This is a genomic window from Agromyces cucurbitae (genome assembly GCF_058349945.1).
This window is the reverse complement of the sequence record NZ_JBYRES010000001.1, coordinates 730,770-747,077: the sequence shown is the minus strand read 5'-3', so window position 1 is coordinate 747,077 and position 16,308 is coordinate 730,770. Positions and strand designations below refer to the sequence as shown.

Annotated in this window: 17 protein-coding genes and 1 tRNA gene; 1 reads left to right on the top strand and 17 read right to left on the bottom strand. The window is 67.8% G+C overall.

Annotated elements, in window-relative coordinates; genetic code table 11:
• Window positions 1-978 precede the first annotated feature (978 nt).
• The gene (locus AC3RJ6_RS03630; RefSeq protein ID WP_491425506.1) at window positions 979-1,818 is read right to left on the bottom strand and encodes an inositol monophosphatase family protein; all 840 of its coding nucleotides are present in this window, start codon (window positions 1,816-1,818) and stop codon (window positions 979-981) included.
• A 208-nt stretch (window positions 1,819-2,026) separates the two neighbouring features.
• Here AC3RJ6_RS03630 and AC3RJ6_RS03625 point away from each other — a divergent pair, with 208 nt between their 5' ends.
• On the top strand, window positions 2,027-2,467 hold the full coding sequence (locus AC3RJ6_RS03625) for a VOC family protein (RefSeq protein WP_491425505.1): 441 nt from the start codon (window positions 2,027-2,029) through the stop codon (window positions 2,465-2,467).
• Here the strand turns inward: AC3RJ6_RS03625 and AC3RJ6_RS03620 are convergent.
• From AC3RJ6_RS03620 to AC3RJ6_RS03545, 16 genes are all read right to left on the bottom strand, one after another.
• The gene (locus AC3RJ6_RS03620; protein WP_491425504.1) at window positions 2,460-2,957 is read right to left on the bottom strand and encodes a GNAT family N-acetyltransferase; all 498 of its coding nucleotides are present in this window, start codon (window positions 2,955-2,957) and stop codon (window positions 2,460-2,462) included. The genes AC3RJ6_RS03625 and AC3RJ6_RS03620 overlap by 8 nt on opposite strands.
• Before the next feature lie 130 nt (window positions 2,958-3,087).
• Window positions 3,088-3,172 (bottom strand) — tRNA-Tyr (locus AC3RJ6_RS03615).
• A 172-nt stretch (window positions 3,173-3,344) separates the two neighbouring features.
• On the bottom strand, window positions 3,345-4,748 hold the full coding sequence (locus tag AC3RJ6_RS03610) for a hypothetical protein (RefSeq protein ID WP_491425503.1): 1,404 nt from the start codon (window positions 4,746-4,748) through the stop codon (window positions 3,345-3,347).
• A 169-nt stretch (window positions 4,749-4,917) separates the two neighbouring features.
• Window positions 4,918-5,679: a PH domain-containing protein gene (locus tag AC3RJ6_RS03605; protein ID WP_491425502.1), complete on the bottom strand. Its 762-nt coding sequence runs from the start codon at window positions 5,677-5,679 to the stop codon at window positions 4,918-4,920.
• A gap of 17 nt (window positions 5,680-5,696) precedes the next feature.
• Complete coding sequence (locus tag AC3RJ6_RS03600; protein ID WP_491425501.1) at window positions 5,697-5,861, bottom strand: hypothetical protein; 165 nt, start codon at window positions 5,859-5,861, stop codon at window positions 5,697-5,699.
• Window positions 5,862-6,086: 225 nt separating this feature from the next.
• Window positions 6,087-6,575, bottom strand: coding sequence for a YajQ family cyclic di-GMP-binding protein (locus tag AC3RJ6_RS03595; RefSeq protein WP_231047934.1), 489 nt, complete (start codon window positions 6,573-6,575; stop codon window positions 6,087-6,089).
• A gap of 131 nt (window positions 6,576-6,706) precedes the next feature.
• A complete protein-coding gene (locus AC3RJ6_RS03590) occupies window positions 6,707-7,726 on the bottom strand; it encodes a LacI family DNA-binding transcriptional regulator (protein WP_491425500.1) in 1,020 nt (339 codons plus the stop codon).
• A 108-nt stretch (window positions 7,727-7,834) separates the two neighbouring features.
• Window positions 7,835-8,839, bottom strand: a complete 1,005-nt coding sequence (locus AC3RJ6_RS03585) for an alpha/beta hydrolase (RefSeq protein WP_491426220.1) — start codon at window positions 8,837-8,839, stop codon at window positions 7,835-7,837.
• A gap of 128 nt (window positions 8,840-8,967) precedes the next feature.
• A complete protein-coding gene (locus AC3RJ6_RS03580; protein ID WP_491425499.1) occupies window positions 8,968-9,843 on the bottom strand; it encodes a type II secretion system F family protein in 876 nt (291 codons plus the stop codon).
• An 8-nt stretch (window positions 9,844-9,851) separates the two neighbouring features.
• Window positions 9,852-10,805 carry a type II secretion system F family protein gene (locus tag AC3RJ6_RS03575; protein WP_491425498.1) on the bottom strand — a complete coding sequence of 318 codons (954 nt, stop codon included), beginning with the start codon at window positions 10,803-10,805 and terminating at the stop codon, window positions 9,852-9,854.
• Window positions 10,802-12,343 carry a TadA family conjugal transfer-associated ATPase gene (locus AC3RJ6_RS03570; protein WP_491425497.1) on the bottom strand — a complete coding sequence of 514 codons (1,542 nt, stop codon included), beginning with the start codon at window positions 12,341-12,343 and terminating at the stop codon, window positions 10,802-10,804. Before AC3RJ6_RS03570 ends, AC3RJ6_RS03575 begins: the two co-directional genes overlap by 4 nt.
• Complete coding sequence (locus tag AC3RJ6_RS03565; protein ID WP_491425496.1) at window positions 12,330-13,652, bottom strand: CpaE/TadZ family protein; 1,323 nt, start codon at window positions 13,650-13,652, stop codon at window positions 12,330-12,332. Before AC3RJ6_RS03565 ends, AC3RJ6_RS03570 begins: the two co-directional genes overlap by 14 nt.
• Window positions 13,649-14,392 (bottom strand): Flp pilus assembly protein CpaB, encoded by a 744-nt coding sequence (cpaB, locus tag AC3RJ6_RS03560; protein ID WP_491425495.1) that lies wholly within the window; start codon window positions 14,390-14,392, stop codon window positions 13,649-13,651. The genes AC3RJ6_RS03565 and cpaB overlap by 4 nt, the downstream gene beginning before the upstream one ends.
• Window positions 14,393-14,447: 55 nt before the next feature.
• Complete coding sequence (locus AC3RJ6_RS03555; RefSeq protein WP_491425494.1) at window positions 14,448-15,476, bottom strand: TadE/TadG family type IV pilus assembly protein; 1,029 nt, start codon at window positions 15,474-15,476, stop codon at window positions 14,448-14,450.
• Window positions 15,476-15,871 (bottom strand): TadE/TadG family type IV pilus assembly protein, encoded by a 396-nt coding sequence (locus AC3RJ6_RS03550; RefSeq protein ID WP_491425493.1) that lies wholly within the window; start codon window positions 15,869-15,871, stop codon window positions 15,476-15,478. The genes AC3RJ6_RS03555 and AC3RJ6_RS03550 overlap by 1 nt, the downstream gene beginning before the upstream one ends.
• A gap of 68 nt (window positions 15,872-15,939) precedes the next feature.
• Window positions 15,940-16,119: a Flp family type IVb pilin gene (locus AC3RJ6_RS03545; protein ID WP_491425492.1), complete on the bottom strand. Its 180-nt coding sequence runs from the start codon at window positions 16,117-16,119 to the stop codon at window positions 15,940-15,942.
• Window positions 16,120-16,308: the final 189 nt, after the last annotated feature.

The following is a 16,308-nucleotide window of genomic DNA, read 5'->3' as shown; positions in this document are numbered from 1 at the left end:
CGCGGCGGGTCGACCGACGCCGGGGCAACCGACGGCGGCGACGAGTCGGAGACTCCGAGGCCGGCGAAGAGATCGTCGAACGCGGGGCGACGCGGCGCCTCAGCCGGTGCGGCCGGCGCCGTCGGGCTGAGCGATGCCCCAGCAGTGCCGGCAACTGATGCGGTCGGTGCCACGCGTGCTTCAGCTGAGGCCGGGCGCGACTGCGCGGGCTGCGACGGACCTGCGGACGCCTGCGCCGGTCGAGCCTGCGGCTGCCCCTGGTACACCGGTGCCGGTGCCTGCGCCGAATGCACCTGAGCCGCCGACGCCGGCGCCGGATGCGCCTGAGCCGGGTGGGCCTGACCCGAGTGCGCCTGAGCCGGCGACGCCGGCGCCGAATACGCCTGAGCCGTCTGCGCCTGAGCCGCATTCACCTGGGCCGCCTGGTCCTGAATCGGATACGCGGGATACGCCGGATGCGCCTGCGCGGGATACGCCTGGGCCGCCTGAGCCGGCGCCGGCGCCGGCGCCGGCTGAGCCTGAACCGGATACGCGGGATACGCCTGAGCGGGCGCCGCCTGAGCCTGCGCCGGATACACCGGAGCCGACTGAGCCTGCACCGAACCCGCTGCCGCCTCGTACTGACGCGCCTCGGCCGCCTCGCGCTCGCGCAGCTCACGACGGGTCAGGGGACGCTCGGGCCGCGCGGCGGCCTGAGTGCCTGGCGAAGATCCGTCGGGCACGAGGGGGGACTCGAGCACGTGTTGGGGGCTTTCGGCGTCGGGGACGAGAGGTTTGCAGGGGAGGTACTCATCCCGACGCGAGCGCCGAGATAACAACTCGATAAAGGGTACCCGTTCTCGACGGTGAACACCATGTGAAAGTCCGGTTTCCGTCGCGCGCAGGTCGGGTGAACGACGCGCTCCGCCGTGTCGCGCGTCGGGCCGGGCCGCTCGGCCGTCTCACTCCCCGCGCGTCGGGCCGGGCCGCTCGGCCGGCTCACTCCCCGCGCGTCGCCGCCTCTGCGATCGCCACCGACAGCTCGTCGAACAGGCCGGGCCCCGCGGCCACGACGAGCTCGTCGCTCTCGGCCCCGCCGTGCGGACCGCCGACGAGCGCCCCCGCCTCGCGGGCGATGAGCGCGCCGGCCGCATGATCCCACGGGTTGAGGCCCTTCTCGTAGAACGCGTCAAGCCGCCCGGCGGCGAGTGCGCAGAGGTCGACCGCGGCCGATCCGGCCCGGCGGATGTCGCGCACCTGCGGCAGCACCCCGAGCAGCACCTCGGCCTGCTCGCGCCGCCGCTCGGCCGAGTACCCGAACCCGGTGCCGACGAGCGCACGCCCGAGCGGCACCCCCTCGTTGACGCGCAGCACCTGGTCGCCGAGCCGCGCTCCCCCGCCGGCGCTCGCCTCGAACACCTCGCCGGTCGACGGGTTCACGACGACCCCGGCGAGCGCGCGCCAGCTCGACGGCTCGGGGGGACCCGCGACGACGGCGACGCTCACCGCCCACCCCGGCAGTCCGTAGAGGAAGTTGACGGTTCCGTCGATGGGATCGACGACCCAGGTCAGCCCGCTCGTGCCGATGAGCATGCTGTCCTCTTCGCCGAGGATGCCGTCATCGGGCCGCTGCTCGAGGATGCGCGAGCGGATGAGCGCCTCGGTCTCGCGGTCGGTCGCGGTGACGACGTCGGTCGGCGTCGACTTCGTCGCGGCGACCTCGACGCCCGCGCGTCGTGACTCCGCTGCGAACTCCGCGGCCTGTACGGCGATTTCGCGCACGAGCGCGAGCAGCGCCGGCAGTTCGGCAGGGTCGATGGATGCCTCGTGCTCGGTCATGCCCCCACGCTAGCCCCGCCCGGCGACGCCCGCACCGACACCCGCACCCGAACCCGAACCCGAACCCGAGGCCGCACCCGAGCCCGCACCGACACCCGCACCAGAACTCGCTCCCGCGCCACCACCGCACCGGCATCCGCATCGCCCTGGTCAACCCTCGCCCCTCCTGAGCGCATCCCGTCCGCCCGACCGCGCGTAGGCTCGCCCCATGACGGCACTCCGGATGGACCATGTCAGCGTCGTCGTCGACGATCTCGACGCCGCGATCGCGTTCTTCGCCGAGCTCGGGCTCGAACCCGAGGGCACGGCGCGGATCGAGGGCGAGTGGGTCGACCGCATCAACGCGATCGAGGGCCTGCGCCTCGACATCGTGATGATGCACACGCCCGACGGTCACGGCCGCCTCGAGCTCACACGGTTCGACTCGCCCGACGTGCTCACCCCCGCCCCGTCGAACGCGACGCCGAACCTGCTCGGCTATCGCAGCGTGATGTTCGAGGTCGACGACATCGACGACACGGTCGAGCGCCTCCGCGCGCACGGCGGCGAGCTCATCGGCGAGATCGTGCAGTACGAGCACTATTACCGCCTCTGCTATCTGCGCGGCCCGGCGGGCGTGATCGTCTCCCTCGCCGAGTCGATCAGCTGAACAGCACCGGTCCACGACCTCTGCGGGCCGCGCCCGTCTTGCGCAGGAACACGAGCTCGACCCCGGGCTGCAGCGCCTCGCGGCGGAACTCGCGATACCCCTCGCGCTCGTACAACCTGATGTTGGCCTGGCTGAGATGACCCGTGAACAGCTCGAACACGTCGGCCCCGCTCGCCGCCTCGGCCGCGCGCAGCAAGGTCGTGCCGAGTCCGCGCCCCTGCTGGTCGGGCGCGACGATGAGCCGCCCGATGTGCGCGGTCGGTCCGTCGACCGTCCACCGCACGGCGGCGACGAGTCGCCCGTCGTCGGTGATTCCGAGCGCGGGATGCCGCAGCTCGCGCCGCACCTCGTCGAGCGTCTGCGTCAGCGCGGGCAGGAAGGCGTCGCGATAGAGCTGCGCCTCGGTGACGTACGCCGCGCGCTGCAGCGTGAGCAGTTCGCCCGCGTGGGCTTCGGTGAGCGGATGCGGTTCGACGGACTCGTGGCGCACGTTCGCGATCCTATTGCCGCCGCGACCGGCGGCAGCACCGCCGCGAGCCACGTCAGAAGGACGCCGGCGATCACGACGCGGACGGCACCGTGCCCCGATACGCGAAAACCCCGGCGAACCGGGGCTTTGCTGGTGGCGAGTGAGGGATTCGAACCCCCGAATGCAATGCAGTCTGATTTACAGTCAGATCCCTTTGGCCGCTTGGGTAACTCGCCGTCGCACCCGACCACGTTCTGCACACAACCGGGGGCCTGACAAGGATACCCGCAGAGGCCCTCTCGCGGAAATCGAGTCCGAACCGCCCGCGGGCGCGACGTCGAGGGGCCGGATGCCCCGTGGCCGGCGCCCCTCACGGCGCAGTGCGCGACGACGCGCCGGGCCGTGCGACTACGGCTGCTGCCCGGGTTCGCTCGGCGGCGCGCTGCCGTCGGCCGCCCCCGCCGGAGGCGCCGCCGCCGGGGCCGTGGCCGACGCTGCCGGAGCAGCCCGACGCCGACGCGCCGCGACCAGGAGCGCGATGGCGCCCGCGGCGATGACGACCGCGGCGATCGCGATGAACGGCGCGACGTTCGCCCCCGACTCGGCGAGCTCGTCGCCGCTCGCGGCGGGCGAGGCGGCGGGTGCCGACGGGGTGGGCGACGCCGACGGCGACGCCGGCGGAGACGCGGGCGGCGAGGCCGGCGGGGTCGATGGCGGCGTGACGACGACGGGCGCGACGACGATCGGGGGCGCGACGACCTCGGCCTCGGTCGCGTCGACGGTCACCGGCTCGGGGGCGGTGTACCCGGCGGGCGGCACCACGATGATCGTGTAGCTGTCGTCCTGGGGCAGGTCGACCTCGTAGGTGCCGTCGTCGGCGACGGGCACCTGCAGCTCCTCGCCCAGCACGTCGCGCACGGCTTCGCCCGCGGCATCCTCGATCTCGACGACCGTGCCGGCGGGCGGCGCGGCGCCGTCATCGAGCTCGACCGTGCCGGTGATCGTGGTCTTCGCCGCGGCCGCGGCGATCCAGAGCTGGTACGACGGCGACCCGTTGACGGCGCCGTAGAGCAGCTCGATGCGGCGCACCGACGCGTCGGGGCGGAACCCGAGGTACGCGCCCGAGGTGTCGTCGAAGTTGCCGACGACGGTGCCGGGCACGAAGCCGATGCCGTAGTCCGTGATCGTCGCCGACTCGTCCCATCGGGGAATGTCGGTGAACGGCCCGGGTCCGGCGCACGTGCTCGGCTTGGGCGAGCCTGCCGCGCAGTAGTTCGCGGGCGTCATCGCGCCGAGCGCCGAGACGGGCAGCGCCGCGCCCGCGTCGTCGAACGCGGTCACGAACACCCAGTCGGCGTCGACGTCGCCGAGCACGAAGCCCCAGTCGTCACCGCGGTCGGCGCCGAGGTCGACGACGGTGCGCGAGGGCGGCGGAGTGGTGGCCGACGGCGGGGTCGGCGCGAGCGCGCCCGACTGCGGGCGGATCGTGAGGTACGGCTGCAGCCGGCTCGACCCGTACTCGGTGCCGAAGTCGGTCGACGCGTTGAGGAACGCGCTCGCGCCCGACGCCTCGCCGAGCGAGATCGAGTCGGTCGTGAGGCTGATGGGCCCACCGAACCCCGTCGACGCCGGCAGTGCGCCGGTCGCCGTGAAAGCGTTCGCCGATCCGGTCACCGTCCAGTCGGCGTACGCGCCGATCTCGGTGGCCGGGTCGACCGCCGCCGCGGGCGCGACCGCCCCGAACGCGATTTCCGTGCACGACAGTGCGACGGCGCCGACCAGTGCTGCGAGCGATGTCCCCCGATTCGCCATGCTCGCCATGCTCGCACACGAGGGGCGACGGGCGCCAGCATCCGCACGTCACCGCGCGCCACCGCGCACCACCGCGCGCGAACGGCTGCGAGCGAACGGCGGTGCGCGAGCGGCGGCGCGTGCGGGCTGCGCGGCCGCGCGTCAGCCGCGTCGCGTCACCCGATCGCGGTCAGTCCGACGGCCGCCACCAGGGCACCTCGGTGGTGTCGCCCTGGTCGCGTCGCGTGCCGTCGGCACGGATGGGCGACGTGGTGTTCAGTTCGTCGCGCGTGCGCTCGGCCGTCGACAGCCAGCCCTGGTGGCTGCCGTTCACCACGGGCACGGGCTGCGTGCGCGCCTCGCCGTCGTCGAAGCCCGCGCCCGAACGGCTCGGCTCATCGGGTGCGCCCTGCTGCGGCATCCCGGTCATGGCGGATGCCGCGCCGCCGCGCCCGCCGCCGCGCAGACCCGCCCGCTGGATGACGCGCTGGATGGTCAGGCCGCGCTGGTCGGGCGACCCGACGAAGCGGATCTCGCGCAGCCCCTGGTCTTGCGCCGCCGACTCGAAGATGAAGTGGCCGTAGTTGAGCACGCGCCCGATGATCGGCTTGTGCACCGAGATGTCGAGGATTCGGGTGAGCGGCATGGTCGCGATGCGCTGCGAGAGGATTCCGTGCACGCGGAACACGCGCATGTTGGTGACGACGAAGCGGTCCATGCGCCGGCCGAGGATGCGGCGCAGCCCGTCGAGCACGAGGTAGAGCGCGCCGAAGATCGGGATGAAGTAGGCCTGCGACGGCAGTACGCCGATCAGCAGCAGCACCGGCACCGCCGCCGCGATCTCGAGCGACGCCGCGACGTTCGCCGCCCAGTGCTTGGTGACCTCGTCGACGATCACCTCGCCCTCATCGGCGATGAGGTGCCGCTCGACGTGCGGATCGAAGAAGCCCACGAGGTCGCCCGCCTGCGCTAGGAGACGAGCGACATGAAGAACGTGCCGATCGAGGCGATCGCGTTGAAGACGGCGTCGACGGCGCCCTGCACCGCGTTGGCCGCGTCCTCGGGCCGCGTGATCAGGTAGAACGCGGCGAAGACGATGACGAGGCCGAGGAGTATGCGCTTGACCAACTTCATGGTTCTGCGTTTCCCTTCATGTTCGTGCGGCGGCATGCCGCCACCCCACGAGCGAGCCCTGACCCGGCATTCTTACCGCACGGATGCCTCGGGGCGGGCGCGGCGCGCCGCGCGAGCCCCGGTCGGGCTTCGCCGGTCGGCCCACCGCTGGTCGAGGAGCGCCGCCGGAGGCGACGCCCACCCGCTGGTCGAGGAGCGCCGCCGGAGGCGACGCGTCTCGAGACCCTACCGGAAGTTCGTGAACTGCAGCGCGACGTCGAGGTCTTTGCCCTTGAGCAGCGCCATGGTCGCCTGCAGGTCGTCGCGGCTCTTCGACGAGACGCGCAGTTCGTCGCCCTGGATCTGGCTCTTGACGCTCTTCGGCGCCTCGTCGCGGATGATCTTCGAGATCTTCTTCGCGTTCTCGCTGTCGATGCCGTTCTTGAGCCCGATCTCGATGCGGAACTCCTTGCCCGACGCGTAGGGCTCACCGGTGTCGAGCGCGCGCAACGTGATGCCGCGCTTGATGAACTTCGACTCGACGACCTCGAGCACCGCCTTGACGCGCTCTTCGGTCTGGGCCTTCAGCAGGACCTTCTCGCCGCTCCACTCGACCGAGGCGCCGACGTTCTTGAAGTCGTAGCGCTGCTCGACCTCTTTGCGCGCCTGGTTGACCGCGTTGTCGGCCTCCATCTTGTCGACCTTGCTCACGATGTCGAACGTTGCATCTGCCATGCGCGCCAGTTTACCGAGCAGCTCGCGAATGCGGTGGGTTGAGGAGGCGCGCCAGCGCCGTCTCGAAACCCGCACGAACGAACTCGGGTTTCGAGACGCTCGCTGCGCTCGCTCCTCAACCCGCGGGAGCCCTACTCGGGCGGCCGCGCCGTCGACGAGCGCACGCGCAGCTCGTACGGCAGGGGCGTCGAGTCGGGGGCGGGCGCGCCGCCGTTCGCCGGCTCGAGCTCGTCCATGAGGATCTCGACCGCCTGCTCGCCCTGCAGGCGGGGGAACTGGGCGACCGTCGTGAGCCCGAAGAAGTCGGCGAGGTCGTGGTCGTCGATGCCGACGATCGACACGTCGCGCGGCACGACGAGCCCGAGGTCGCGTGCGGCGAGGATCGACCCCATCGCCATCTCGTCGCTCGCCGCGAAGATCGCCGTGGGCCGGTCGTGCGGGGCGCCGAGCAGCTGCTTCGCCGCATGGTACCCGCCGCGAATGGTGAAGTCGGCCGGCGCGAACAGCCGCGGGTCGACCTCGACCGAGGCATCCCGAAGCGCGCCCTCGTAGCCGAGCCGCCGGTTCGTCGGCAGGTGGAAGTCGACGTCGAACTCGAGGTCGCCGCCGATGTGCGCGATGCGACGGTGGCCGAGGCCGATGAGGTGCTCGGTGGCGAGTCGTGCGACGGCGACGTCGTCGATCGTGAGGGTGCGCACGCCCGGGATCGGGCCGCCGACGCCGACGAGCGGCTTGCCGAGCTCGTGCAGCCGCGCGACCTCTGGCTCGGTGAGCTCGAGCGAGACGGCGATGACCGCGTCGACGCGCTGGCGCAGCAGGAAGTGCTCGAACACGCTCGCGCGCTCCTGCCCGTCGCCCGAGAGGTTGTACAGCGTGAGGTCGTAGCCGTGCCGCAGCAGTGCCTGCTGCGCGCCCTCGAGCACCGACGAGAAGAACCACCGGTTCAAGAAGGGGATGACGACGCCGATGTTGCGCGTGCGCCCCGACGCGAGCGACGAGGCGTTCGACGACACGACGTAGCCGAGCCGAGCGGCGGCATCGACGACCTTCGCCTTCGACGCGGCCGAGACGTGGCCGCGCCCGCTGAGCGCGCGCGAGACTGTCGCGGTCGAGACTCCCGCGAGCTTCGCGACCTCTTCGATGCCGGCCATGGCCCCTCATTCTCGGCCCACACCGAGCCACTCGTGAGAAATCCTATCGGCGGCCGCGCGGTCCGCTGGTTGAGGAGGCGCGCCAGCGCCGTCTCGAAACCCGACCGCTCACCCGTACGCCCGCACCCACCGCCTGATCGCCGCGTACGCCGCACCCCGCGCCGGCTCGGCCGAGAGCACCACATCGTGCAGCGCCCCGTCGATGCGGTCGATGGTGACGGATGCCCCGAGCCGCGTCGCCCGCTCGGCGATCTCGTCGACGACGAGCACCGAGTCCGACGAACGCATCGCCTCGTCCCACCGGGCCTGGATCGTCGACCGCCTCGACAGCAGCGTGAGCACGGGCGCCCCCACCTCGATGCCCGCCGCGACGGTGCCGTGCCCCGCGAGCACCGCCGACAGCCACACCGAGTTCGTCGCGAACCCGCGGTCGGGCCGCCAGTCGTGGTCGTACTGCCACTCGCCGCCCTGCTCCTTCGCGACCGCGCGCGTGTAGAACCCGAGGTCGACGTTCGGCAGCGGCGCGAGTGGATGCACCCGCGCCCCGAACTGCATCAGGGGCGCCACCGCCTCGCGCCCGATGCGCGAGAGCTGGAACTCGAGCCACGGGCTGTTGAGCACGATCGCCGACGCGACGCCCGGGTGGCGCGCCGCCCAGAGCGACAGCGTCAGTCCCCCGGTCGAGTGCCCCATGACGAGCAGGCGCCGGCCCGCGGCATCCCCGCCCTGCCGCATGGCCGCGAGCGCGGCCGCGATGTCGGCGTCGTAGTCGCTGAGGCTCGTCACGAGGCCGGGCGTCTGGCCGGGGCGCAGGCTGCGCCCGTACTTGCGCAGGTCGAGCGCGAAGAAGCGCGCGCCGAGCTCCGACCAGAACTCGGCGAGCTCGCGGTTGAAGAAGTAGTCGCTCCAGCCGTGCACGTACAGCACATCGATGCGGGATGCCTCGGGCTTGCGCCACCTCCACCGCCGAGCCGGCCGGTGCCTGACCAGGGTCGCGACGACGTCGCCCTCGGCATCGTCGCCGAGCGGCAACGTCAACTGCTCGAAGCCGGGGCCGAGGATGTCGGGGCGCCAGCTCGGCGTCTCGCCGGGCCGGGTCCGTCCATCGGGCAGCGCCACGGAGGGCTTCGCCTCGGCGGATGTCGGCTCGGCCACGGCTCCCCCTCCCCTGGGCGGCGTGTGTGGGGTCAGCCTATCGAGGTGGGGTCAGTGGCCCCTCGCTGATCAGGGAGCCAATTACGTCAGAAGCCGCTAAATGTCTTCACCATGCCGACGACAGCAGGGAACAGCAGCACGATGAACAGCACCGGGAGGATCGTGAAGACCAACGGGAAGACGACCTTGATCGGAACCTTCATCGCGGACTCCTCCGCGCGCTGACGACGCTTGATCCGCATCTCAGCCGATTGGACGCGAAGCACGTCAGCGATCGCGATGCCGTATCGGTCGGCCTGTTGCACAGCTCGAACGAATCGCTTCAAGTCGGCGCAATCGGTTCGCGCGAGCAGAGCGTCGTACGAGTCGTAACGCGAACGACCGATCGACATGTCCTGGAGCGTTCGAATGAGCTCTTCCGAGAGCGGACCGTTCCCACCGCGAGCGGCCTTCGCCATCGCGGCTTCGAAACCAAGACCGGCCTCGACAGCGATCGTCATCTGATCGAGCGTGTCCGGGAGCGCGAGCAGGATCGCCTTCTGACGATCGTCTGCCCGACTCGAGAGCATGACATCCGGTGCGATCGTGATCAATAGACCGAACAGCAGTCCGGCGACGATCGGAAGCACGCCCTTCGCGAAGATGAGCGTGAGCACGATGATGAGCAGTCCAACGATCCCGACGAGGACTCGGACCGTTACGTATCCGCCGACCGTCCACTGATTCGTTCGACCGGCATAGATGATCTTGCGCTGAATCCAGCCGGTGTAACCGGTCGGCATGACGGCGACCATCGTCTGGGAGAACGTTCGGCGTTCCACGCTCAGGCGCTCTTGCTCGGATGTCGGCGAGACGGCAGCTCGCACATCAGCATTCGAAGGGATCGCAGACACGAGCAGGAAGACGAAGAGCCCGATGCCGATGGCCACAGCGGCGACGGAGAGAATCATGACGACGTTCATTCGAGCTCCTAGAACTTCACCCTGACAGCCGCGATCATCCAGACGATGCCGATGATCATCAGAACGAACGCGACGAACATCGCCACCCACCCGATGGGCGTTTCGACGAACGGCGCCAGATATTCCGGACGGAGCACGACGACTCCCAGCACGACGACAATGGGCAAGAGGATCAGAATCGTCGCCGACAGACGACCCTCCGCGCTCAACGCCTTGACTTGACGCCTGATCTGGTTCCTCTCCCGGATTGTCGCGGCAGTGCGCTGTAGCGTCTCACTCAGGTTTCCGCCCGTCTCGCGATTGATCTGGATCGCCTGCGATGCCCAGGTGAAGTCGTCGGATCTCATCCGTTCTGCCGTTCCCGAAAGCGCATCGCCGAGATCGCGCCCGATCCTCGTCTCGTTGACGATGCGCGCGAACTCTTCGGACGTCGGCGGGTCGGCATGCTGAGCGACGGAATCGATCGACTGCATCAATCCGTGCCCGGCCCGAAGGTTGCCCGATACCAACTGCAACGTATCGTCCAGCTGGTCTCCGAACTTGGACCGGCGCGACTCCGTTCGGCTCGAGAGGAAGAGCGAGACGAAGAGCGGACCGAGCGCCGCGAAAAGTACGCCGAGGATCAATGACCAGAAGGAACCGAATCCGATGACCACCCCGAGCAGGCCGAGCACTGCCGAGACAGCGAAAACGACGATGAGGAACGCTGAAGGCTCGGTCTTGATGCCCGCCAACTCCAGTCTCGTCTCACCGAACATTCGGTCTTCGCGCTTCGACGAGACCGATTCAATCGTGGCGACCGCACGGTCCGTCGCCTTGCTCAGCGCCGAAACGTGTTCCTCGCCGGGAGCGATCCGTCGTTCGACCGCAACCCGTCGCGGGGGTGGCGCGATTACGAGAAACACGATCGCGAACAACGCGAGAGCGCCGAAGATGATGCCGAACGCGAGCAGGACATTCATCGAATCTCTCCGAGCATCGCTCCCGACCGCGGCTGATACTGGAAGACGCTGACGGGCACTTCGATGCCGGCTTCAGAAAACCGCTCCACGAAGCGCGGGCGTACGCCGGTCGGCTCGGCGCGGCCCAGATACCGTCCGTTGCTGTCGGTGCCGGCGGAGTAGTCGAATGCGAAGACATCCTGCATCGTGATCACCTCGCCTTCCATGCCATGTACCTCGGTGATACTCACCACTCGGCGCGTACCGTCGCGAAGACGACCGATCTGCACGATCACATCGATCGCCGAGGCAATCTGCTCTCGAATCGCGCGCAGCGGAAGGTCCATCCCAGCCATCAGAACGAGCGTTTCCAGGCGAGCCAGAGCGTCTCGTGGTGAGTTCGCGTGGATCGTCGAGATCGATCCCTCGTGTCCCGTGTTCATAGCCTGCAGCATGTCCAGGCTCTCGCCTCCGCGCACCTCGCCGACGACGATGCGGTCAGGTCGCATGCGGAGCGAGTTTCGGACGAGATCACGGATCGTGATCTCGCCTCGCCCTTCGATGTTGGCTGGGCGTGACTCGAGCCGGACAACGTGTTCCTGTTGAAGCTGCAACTCGACGGCATCTTCGATCGTGATGATTCGCTCGTCGTTCGGGATGAACGCCGACAGGACGTTGAGAAGTGTCGTCTTGCCTGTACCGGTTCCGCCGGACACCAAGATGTTCAGCTTGGCGCGGACTGCGGCATCGAGCACCGTGGCAATCTCACGGTCGATCGTTTCGAAGCGAACGAGATCTTCGACGGTGTAGGGCGTCTTCGAGAATTTTCGAATGGTCAGGGAGGACCCGTCGACGGAGAGGGGGGGAATAACCGCATTGACACGCGAACCATCCTCGAGGCGCGCATCGACGAGCGGCGAAGCCTCATCGATACGTCGCCCCACGCGCGACACGATCCGCTCGATAACGCGCCGGAGCTGAGCTTCGCTCGAGAAGCGACTGTGCGACTCGAAGAGTCGACCGTTGCGTTCGACGTAGATCTGGTCAAATCGGTTCACCATGATCTCTGAGACCGACACATCATCGAGCAAGGCTTCAAGCGGGCCGAATCCCAGCACGTCGGCGCCGATGTCGACGATCAGGCGGTTGCGCTCGACTGCTGTCAACGCCACTTGCTCGGATTCGATGATGCGGCTGAGCTCTTCACGCGCGATCGAGTGGAGCTGTTCCTCCGAGAGGTTGGGATCGTTGAGCCGTCCCCCGATCCGCCGGAATAGTTCGTCCGCCGATCGTTCCTTCAGTTCTGCAAACGGGTCCACTGCCGTAGAAAGCGGTTGATGCGGGCTCGCGAGAGCCTCCCATGTAGAGGTGTGGGACGACTCCACGCCACTTGCCGAACCCGGCGCGGAACCACCTTCGACAGCGGGGGATGTGGTCTGCGCAGCGTCGACCGACTTAGGAGTTGCTTGGTCCGGCGACGTGACGTCGAGGTGCTCAGTTCCGGGTTCGACGTCGGTCGGGTTGGTGGTTCGTGCCCGCAACCGATCACTCAGACTCATCTTGTCGCACCTTTCTGTGGATCCGACGTCGCGTGGGCACTGCGGCAGGATCGATCCGCTGGACAAGGGATCGGACTGCTTTCGCCGCGGCATCGCGCGGATCGTTATGGATAAGGGGGACCCCGGCGTTCGCAGCGAGCAGGACGCCCGGCGATCTCGGCACGATGACGTCTGCCTCCGCTCCGATGATCGCCGTCGCGTCTTTCGGAATCAGACCTGTGTTCTTCTCGACGTTGTTCAACACGATGTGACGGTTGCGGGGGATCAACGCGAGCGCCGACAGGAGTTGGAACTCCGTGCGCAGTGCACGAAGACTCGCGACCGTGAGTGAACTCACGAAAACACCGTCGGTGGCGTGCTCGAGCGCAGTGATCGTGTGCTCACCGAGACCAGGAGTCGTGTCGACGATGACGTATCGGAACATCGTCGCCAACTGGTCGATGAGTCTGCCCAGGCTTGCCGCGTCGATGTCGTCCGCGAATTCCGGCGAGAGCGGCGCGGGCACGACGAAGAAGTCATCGGGATGCCGTATCAGTTGCGTCTTGATCCGCACTTCGTCATCGGCCGCTCGCACGAAGTCCGCGAGATCGCGAGTCGGACGAAGATCGAGGACGTTCGCGATATCGCCGAACTGGAGATCTGCGTCGACGAGGACCACCGAATTTGCCGCGACCTCGGCGAGTCCGACGGCGAGGTTGACGGCCATCGTCGTCTTGCCTTGACCGCCCTTCGGTGCCGCGACGGTAATGACTTCGCTCCGAATGGCCGGATCCATCGGCGGCAGTACCCAGACCTCGAGGTCAGGCGCCTCGACGGCGGCTGCTGTGTCCTCGTCCGTCTCCGCCTCGTCATCAGACTCGAGCTCGACGAATGCCAATGCCGCGCCCGAATCGGCTTCATCCCCTGCATCGTCACCGACGTACGGTGTCGCCCGGCCTGCGCCCACCAGCCACGTGTCGAGACGCTCGATCAGATCGAGAGTAGTGGTGTCCGTTGCTTCTGGGCTCAACACGGCTTGGATATCCATCGCGTCGACCCAGTCCTCGAGGTCGGATCGTTGCTCACGAACGACGATGATTCCGAGCCCGGGGTTCCGCTCCCTAAGGGCAGCAGCAATGGCACGCGATTCGTCAAAGCTCAACAGCGGACCGAGCATCGCAATCGCTGGATCGGCCTGCACCTGACCCGCCACCTCGGCCGTACCGAACGCCAGATACTCGCCCGGGACCGTCTGCAAGCGCGCGCCTAGCAGGCGACGAAGCCGATTCTCATACTCCGCGCTACGACTGACGAGCAGAAAACGGGTCACTGGAAGATGTTCTCTCCGCTGCGCAAGGTGGATCCGGTCTGCGTCGCCGACTCGGGCTCGAGCGTCAGCCAGATACCACCGAATCCGTCTTCCTGCTGCTCGGCGCCGTAGACGATCTTCTCGACCTGGGGCGTCGTCGCGGCGAACGTGACCATGAACGCGTCGACCTGCGTAGTCGTATCTTCACTCGACGTCTGAATCGTTCGGCCGGGCGTGACCTTCGTCACCAGGACGCGATGGAAGGCGAACTTCGTCAGTGCTAGTTGCTCGCTGTTGGCTTGTGAGGCCGTGCTGCTGGAGTAGACGAGTCCAACGTAGTCTCCGGGCTTCACGTCTCCACCGACTGCGCGCGCAACGGGCAGTGTGACTGTGACCTCCTGCATACCTTCGGGAACCGCGACAGTTCCGGCCGCGGCGTCTTGTGGATCTGCGAAGCGACCTTCGCGCAGGATGTCGCCGGTGAGGAGTTCTGTCGTCGCAACCAGCCCGTTGAGGTCATCGAGGGCCTGGACCGCGTCATCTGGCATCGCCGACTTCGACACACGGCTTACTTCAACAAAGTCGCCGATCGTCGCACCGGGCGTGCCGAGCGGAACATCCTTGGCGACCACATATGCGTCGACGAATTCCGCGTTCGCCGTCGCGCGCGCATCAGCACTGCGGGCGTACAGGTAGAGGGCGAACCCGCCGGCGACGGCGAGCAGTACAGCGAGGATAGCGCCGATAATTCGGGTCTTCACGATGTCCGCTTTCTTGTAGGGCTCCGGGACACGGCCGGGAGATATCGCGTGGTTGCTAGTCCGTCAGGTCGGCAAGCTCGTCCGGGGTGATGATCATCCGCACAACGCTGAGGCCGTCGGGATCGCCATCGCCGAGTTCGAATGCCTCATCAACGGACACGTACTTGACGAAGTACCCCTGCAGTCCGCGGCAGGATCCGGTGCAGGGAGGTGCGCCTGAGTCGACGTACGCATTACTACCGCTGAGTTTGAAACCAGTAAGCACGAAGGCGGCGAACTTGGCGATTCGCAAGCAGACTGTTCCACCGCTCGCGATGTTGGCCTCAGAGCACGTCGAGTTGACCTTCTTGTACGAGTCGTAGATCGGAATCAGCACCGTCGTACCACGGAGCGGTGCGATATCCGCATCTGCGTCGCATCCACTCTTCGAGAGGTTGTTGCCGCGGTCGCCCTTGTGCCACATAGCTCCGCCTGAGACGTCGAGGTTCGCGATGCAGTCGGTGGCATCAAGCCAGCCGAATCCACCGGGCGCGTAGGTTTCGTCGCACCCCGCTCTGGCAGTCGTGTTGTATTGCACGAGTATCTTCGACGCCGGCACAGTGGGATCGAGCGGCGGATACTGATTGAACTCGCAGACCCCAATCGCCAGCGGCAATGTCGATCCTGCGACCGGCTGACCCCATTCGGCCGATCCAGACGCTGTCACAACACTGGAGTCTGCGCCGATGAGCTGCGCCAGGACGTGGTCGACATCGGTCGCTGCTGTGACGGTCACCGTATTGTCGGTGTAGTTGATGTTCGGAGTGTCGGCCGCCGGGTCGCGGACGATTGCGGCGTTCTCATCGACGTACCGTTGAGCACTGGTCCCAGCGCTGCCACCGCAGGTGGACTCGCTCTTCGCGCACGTGGCAGCCACTGCGAGCGCAGCAGCGTCAACGCCGTTCTGCAGTTGCGCGCGCTCCGCGTACAGCGCCCCGACGTCGATCGCGATCGCGCCCGCGCCAAGCAATGGAACGAGCGCGAGCGCAAAGACGACCGCAGAGGCCCCGCGCTCACGCTTGAACGCATCGTGCAGCCGTCGCATTATCCCCCGCATGGCGTCACTCCTCGCCCGGTCAGTGTGATGCTCGGAAACCCTGGGACGAGGGATTCAATCCCGGTGAGGGTTGTCATGGGCAAGCTCAACGTGACCTCCGCGTCTCCACCGCCACCGCTCGTCGGGCAGACCTGCACGATGCTGATGGTCGGAGTGCCACCCAAGGTGCTCGCTGCCGATGCAGCAGCCGCGGTTGCCTCGCCGGAGTCTTTCGTAATAGCGAGGACGCGGGCACCTTCGCGGGCGGCATTCGTCACCGTGAGCTGCTGGTTGAAGACATAGCCGAACTCGATAATGCCCAGCAGGAGGACGAGGAGCGGGATGAGAATCAGCGCGAACTCTACCGCCGCCGCGCCTTGTTCACGGTCGCGTTGTCGATTCATCATGAGAAGCCACCGAGGCGGACGGTGCCATCGGCACCGCCCGCCCGCGCAACTTGGACTCGAGCCCCTTAGAGCTTGGCTGCGACGTCGTTGAACATGCCGTTCAGCGCCAGCGCGAGCGCGCCCAGGCCGACGACGATGCCGAGAGCGACGATCGCGATGATGAGTCCGTACTCGGCGGCGTTGCCGTCCTCGTCGGTGCGGAGCGAGTTGAGACGCGCCTGGAGCGCGGCGTATGCCTTCAGCATGATGATGTTCCTTCGGGTGATGGGACACTTCGCCACCCCGAAGGATGGCTGGTGCCGCACGGTTCATGCGGTGGAATGAAGCTATCCGCCGTTGTTCGGGTGACCTATGCCCCCCTTCGGGGGAGATGGCCCGGCCCGGGCGCAAGAAAGGCGTAGATCCGCCCTTGTTTGCGCAAGATGCAACAGCTT

Excerpts from the sequence above, each read along its gene's own strand:
- AC3RJ6_RS03570 (WP_491425497.1), bottom strand. The coding sequence starts at position 12,343 with ATGAGTCTGAGTGATCGGTTGCGGGCACGAACCACCAACCCGACCGAC.
- AC3RJ6_RS03590 (WP_491425500.1), bottom strand. The coding sequence starts at position 7,726 with ATGGCCGGCATCGAAGAGGTCGCGAAGCTCGCGGGAGTCTCGACCGCG.
- AC3RJ6_RS03630 (WP_491425506.1), bottom strand. The coding sequence starts at position 1,818 with ATGACCGAGCACGAGGCATCCATCGACCCTGCCGAACTGCCGGCGCTG.
- AC3RJ6_RS03575 (WP_491425498.1), bottom strand. The coding sequence starts at position 10,805 with ATGAATGTCCTGCTCGCGTTCGGCATCATCTTCGGCGCTCTCGCGTTG.
- AC3RJ6_RS03555 (WP_491425494.1), bottom strand. The coding sequence starts at position 15,476 with ATGCGACGGCTGCACGATGCGTTCAAGCGTGAGCGCGGGGCCTCTGCG.
- AC3RJ6_RS03625 (WP_491425505.1), top strand. The coding sequence starts at position 2,027 with ATGACGGCACTCCGGATGGACCATGTCAGCGTCGTCGTCGACGATCTC.
- AC3RJ6_RS03595 (WP_231047934.1), bottom strand. The coding sequence starts at position 6,575 with ATGGCAGATGCAACGTTCGACATCGTGAGCAAGGTCGACAAGATGGAG.
- AC3RJ6_RS03610 (WP_491425503.1), bottom strand. The coding sequence starts at position 4,748 with ATGGCGAATCGGGGGACATCGCTCGCAGCACTGGTCGGCGCCGTCGCA.
- AC3RJ6_RS03580 (WP_491425499.1), bottom strand. The coding sequence starts at position 9,843 with ATGAACGTCGTCATGATTCTCTCCGTCGCCGCTGTGGCCATCGGCATC.
- AC3RJ6_RS03550 (WP_491425493.1), bottom strand. The coding sequence starts at position 15,871 with ATGAATCGACAACGCGACCGTGAACAAGGCGCGGCGGCGGTAGAGTTC.
- AC3RJ6_RS03600 (WP_491425501.1), bottom strand. The coding sequence starts at position 5,861 with ATGAAGTTGGTCAAGCGCATACTCCTCGGCCTCGTCATCGTCTTCGCC.
- AC3RJ6_RS03545 (WP_491425492.1), bottom strand. The coding sequence starts at position 16,119 with ATGCTGAAGGCATACGCCGCGCTCCAGGCGCGTCTCAACTCGCTCCGC.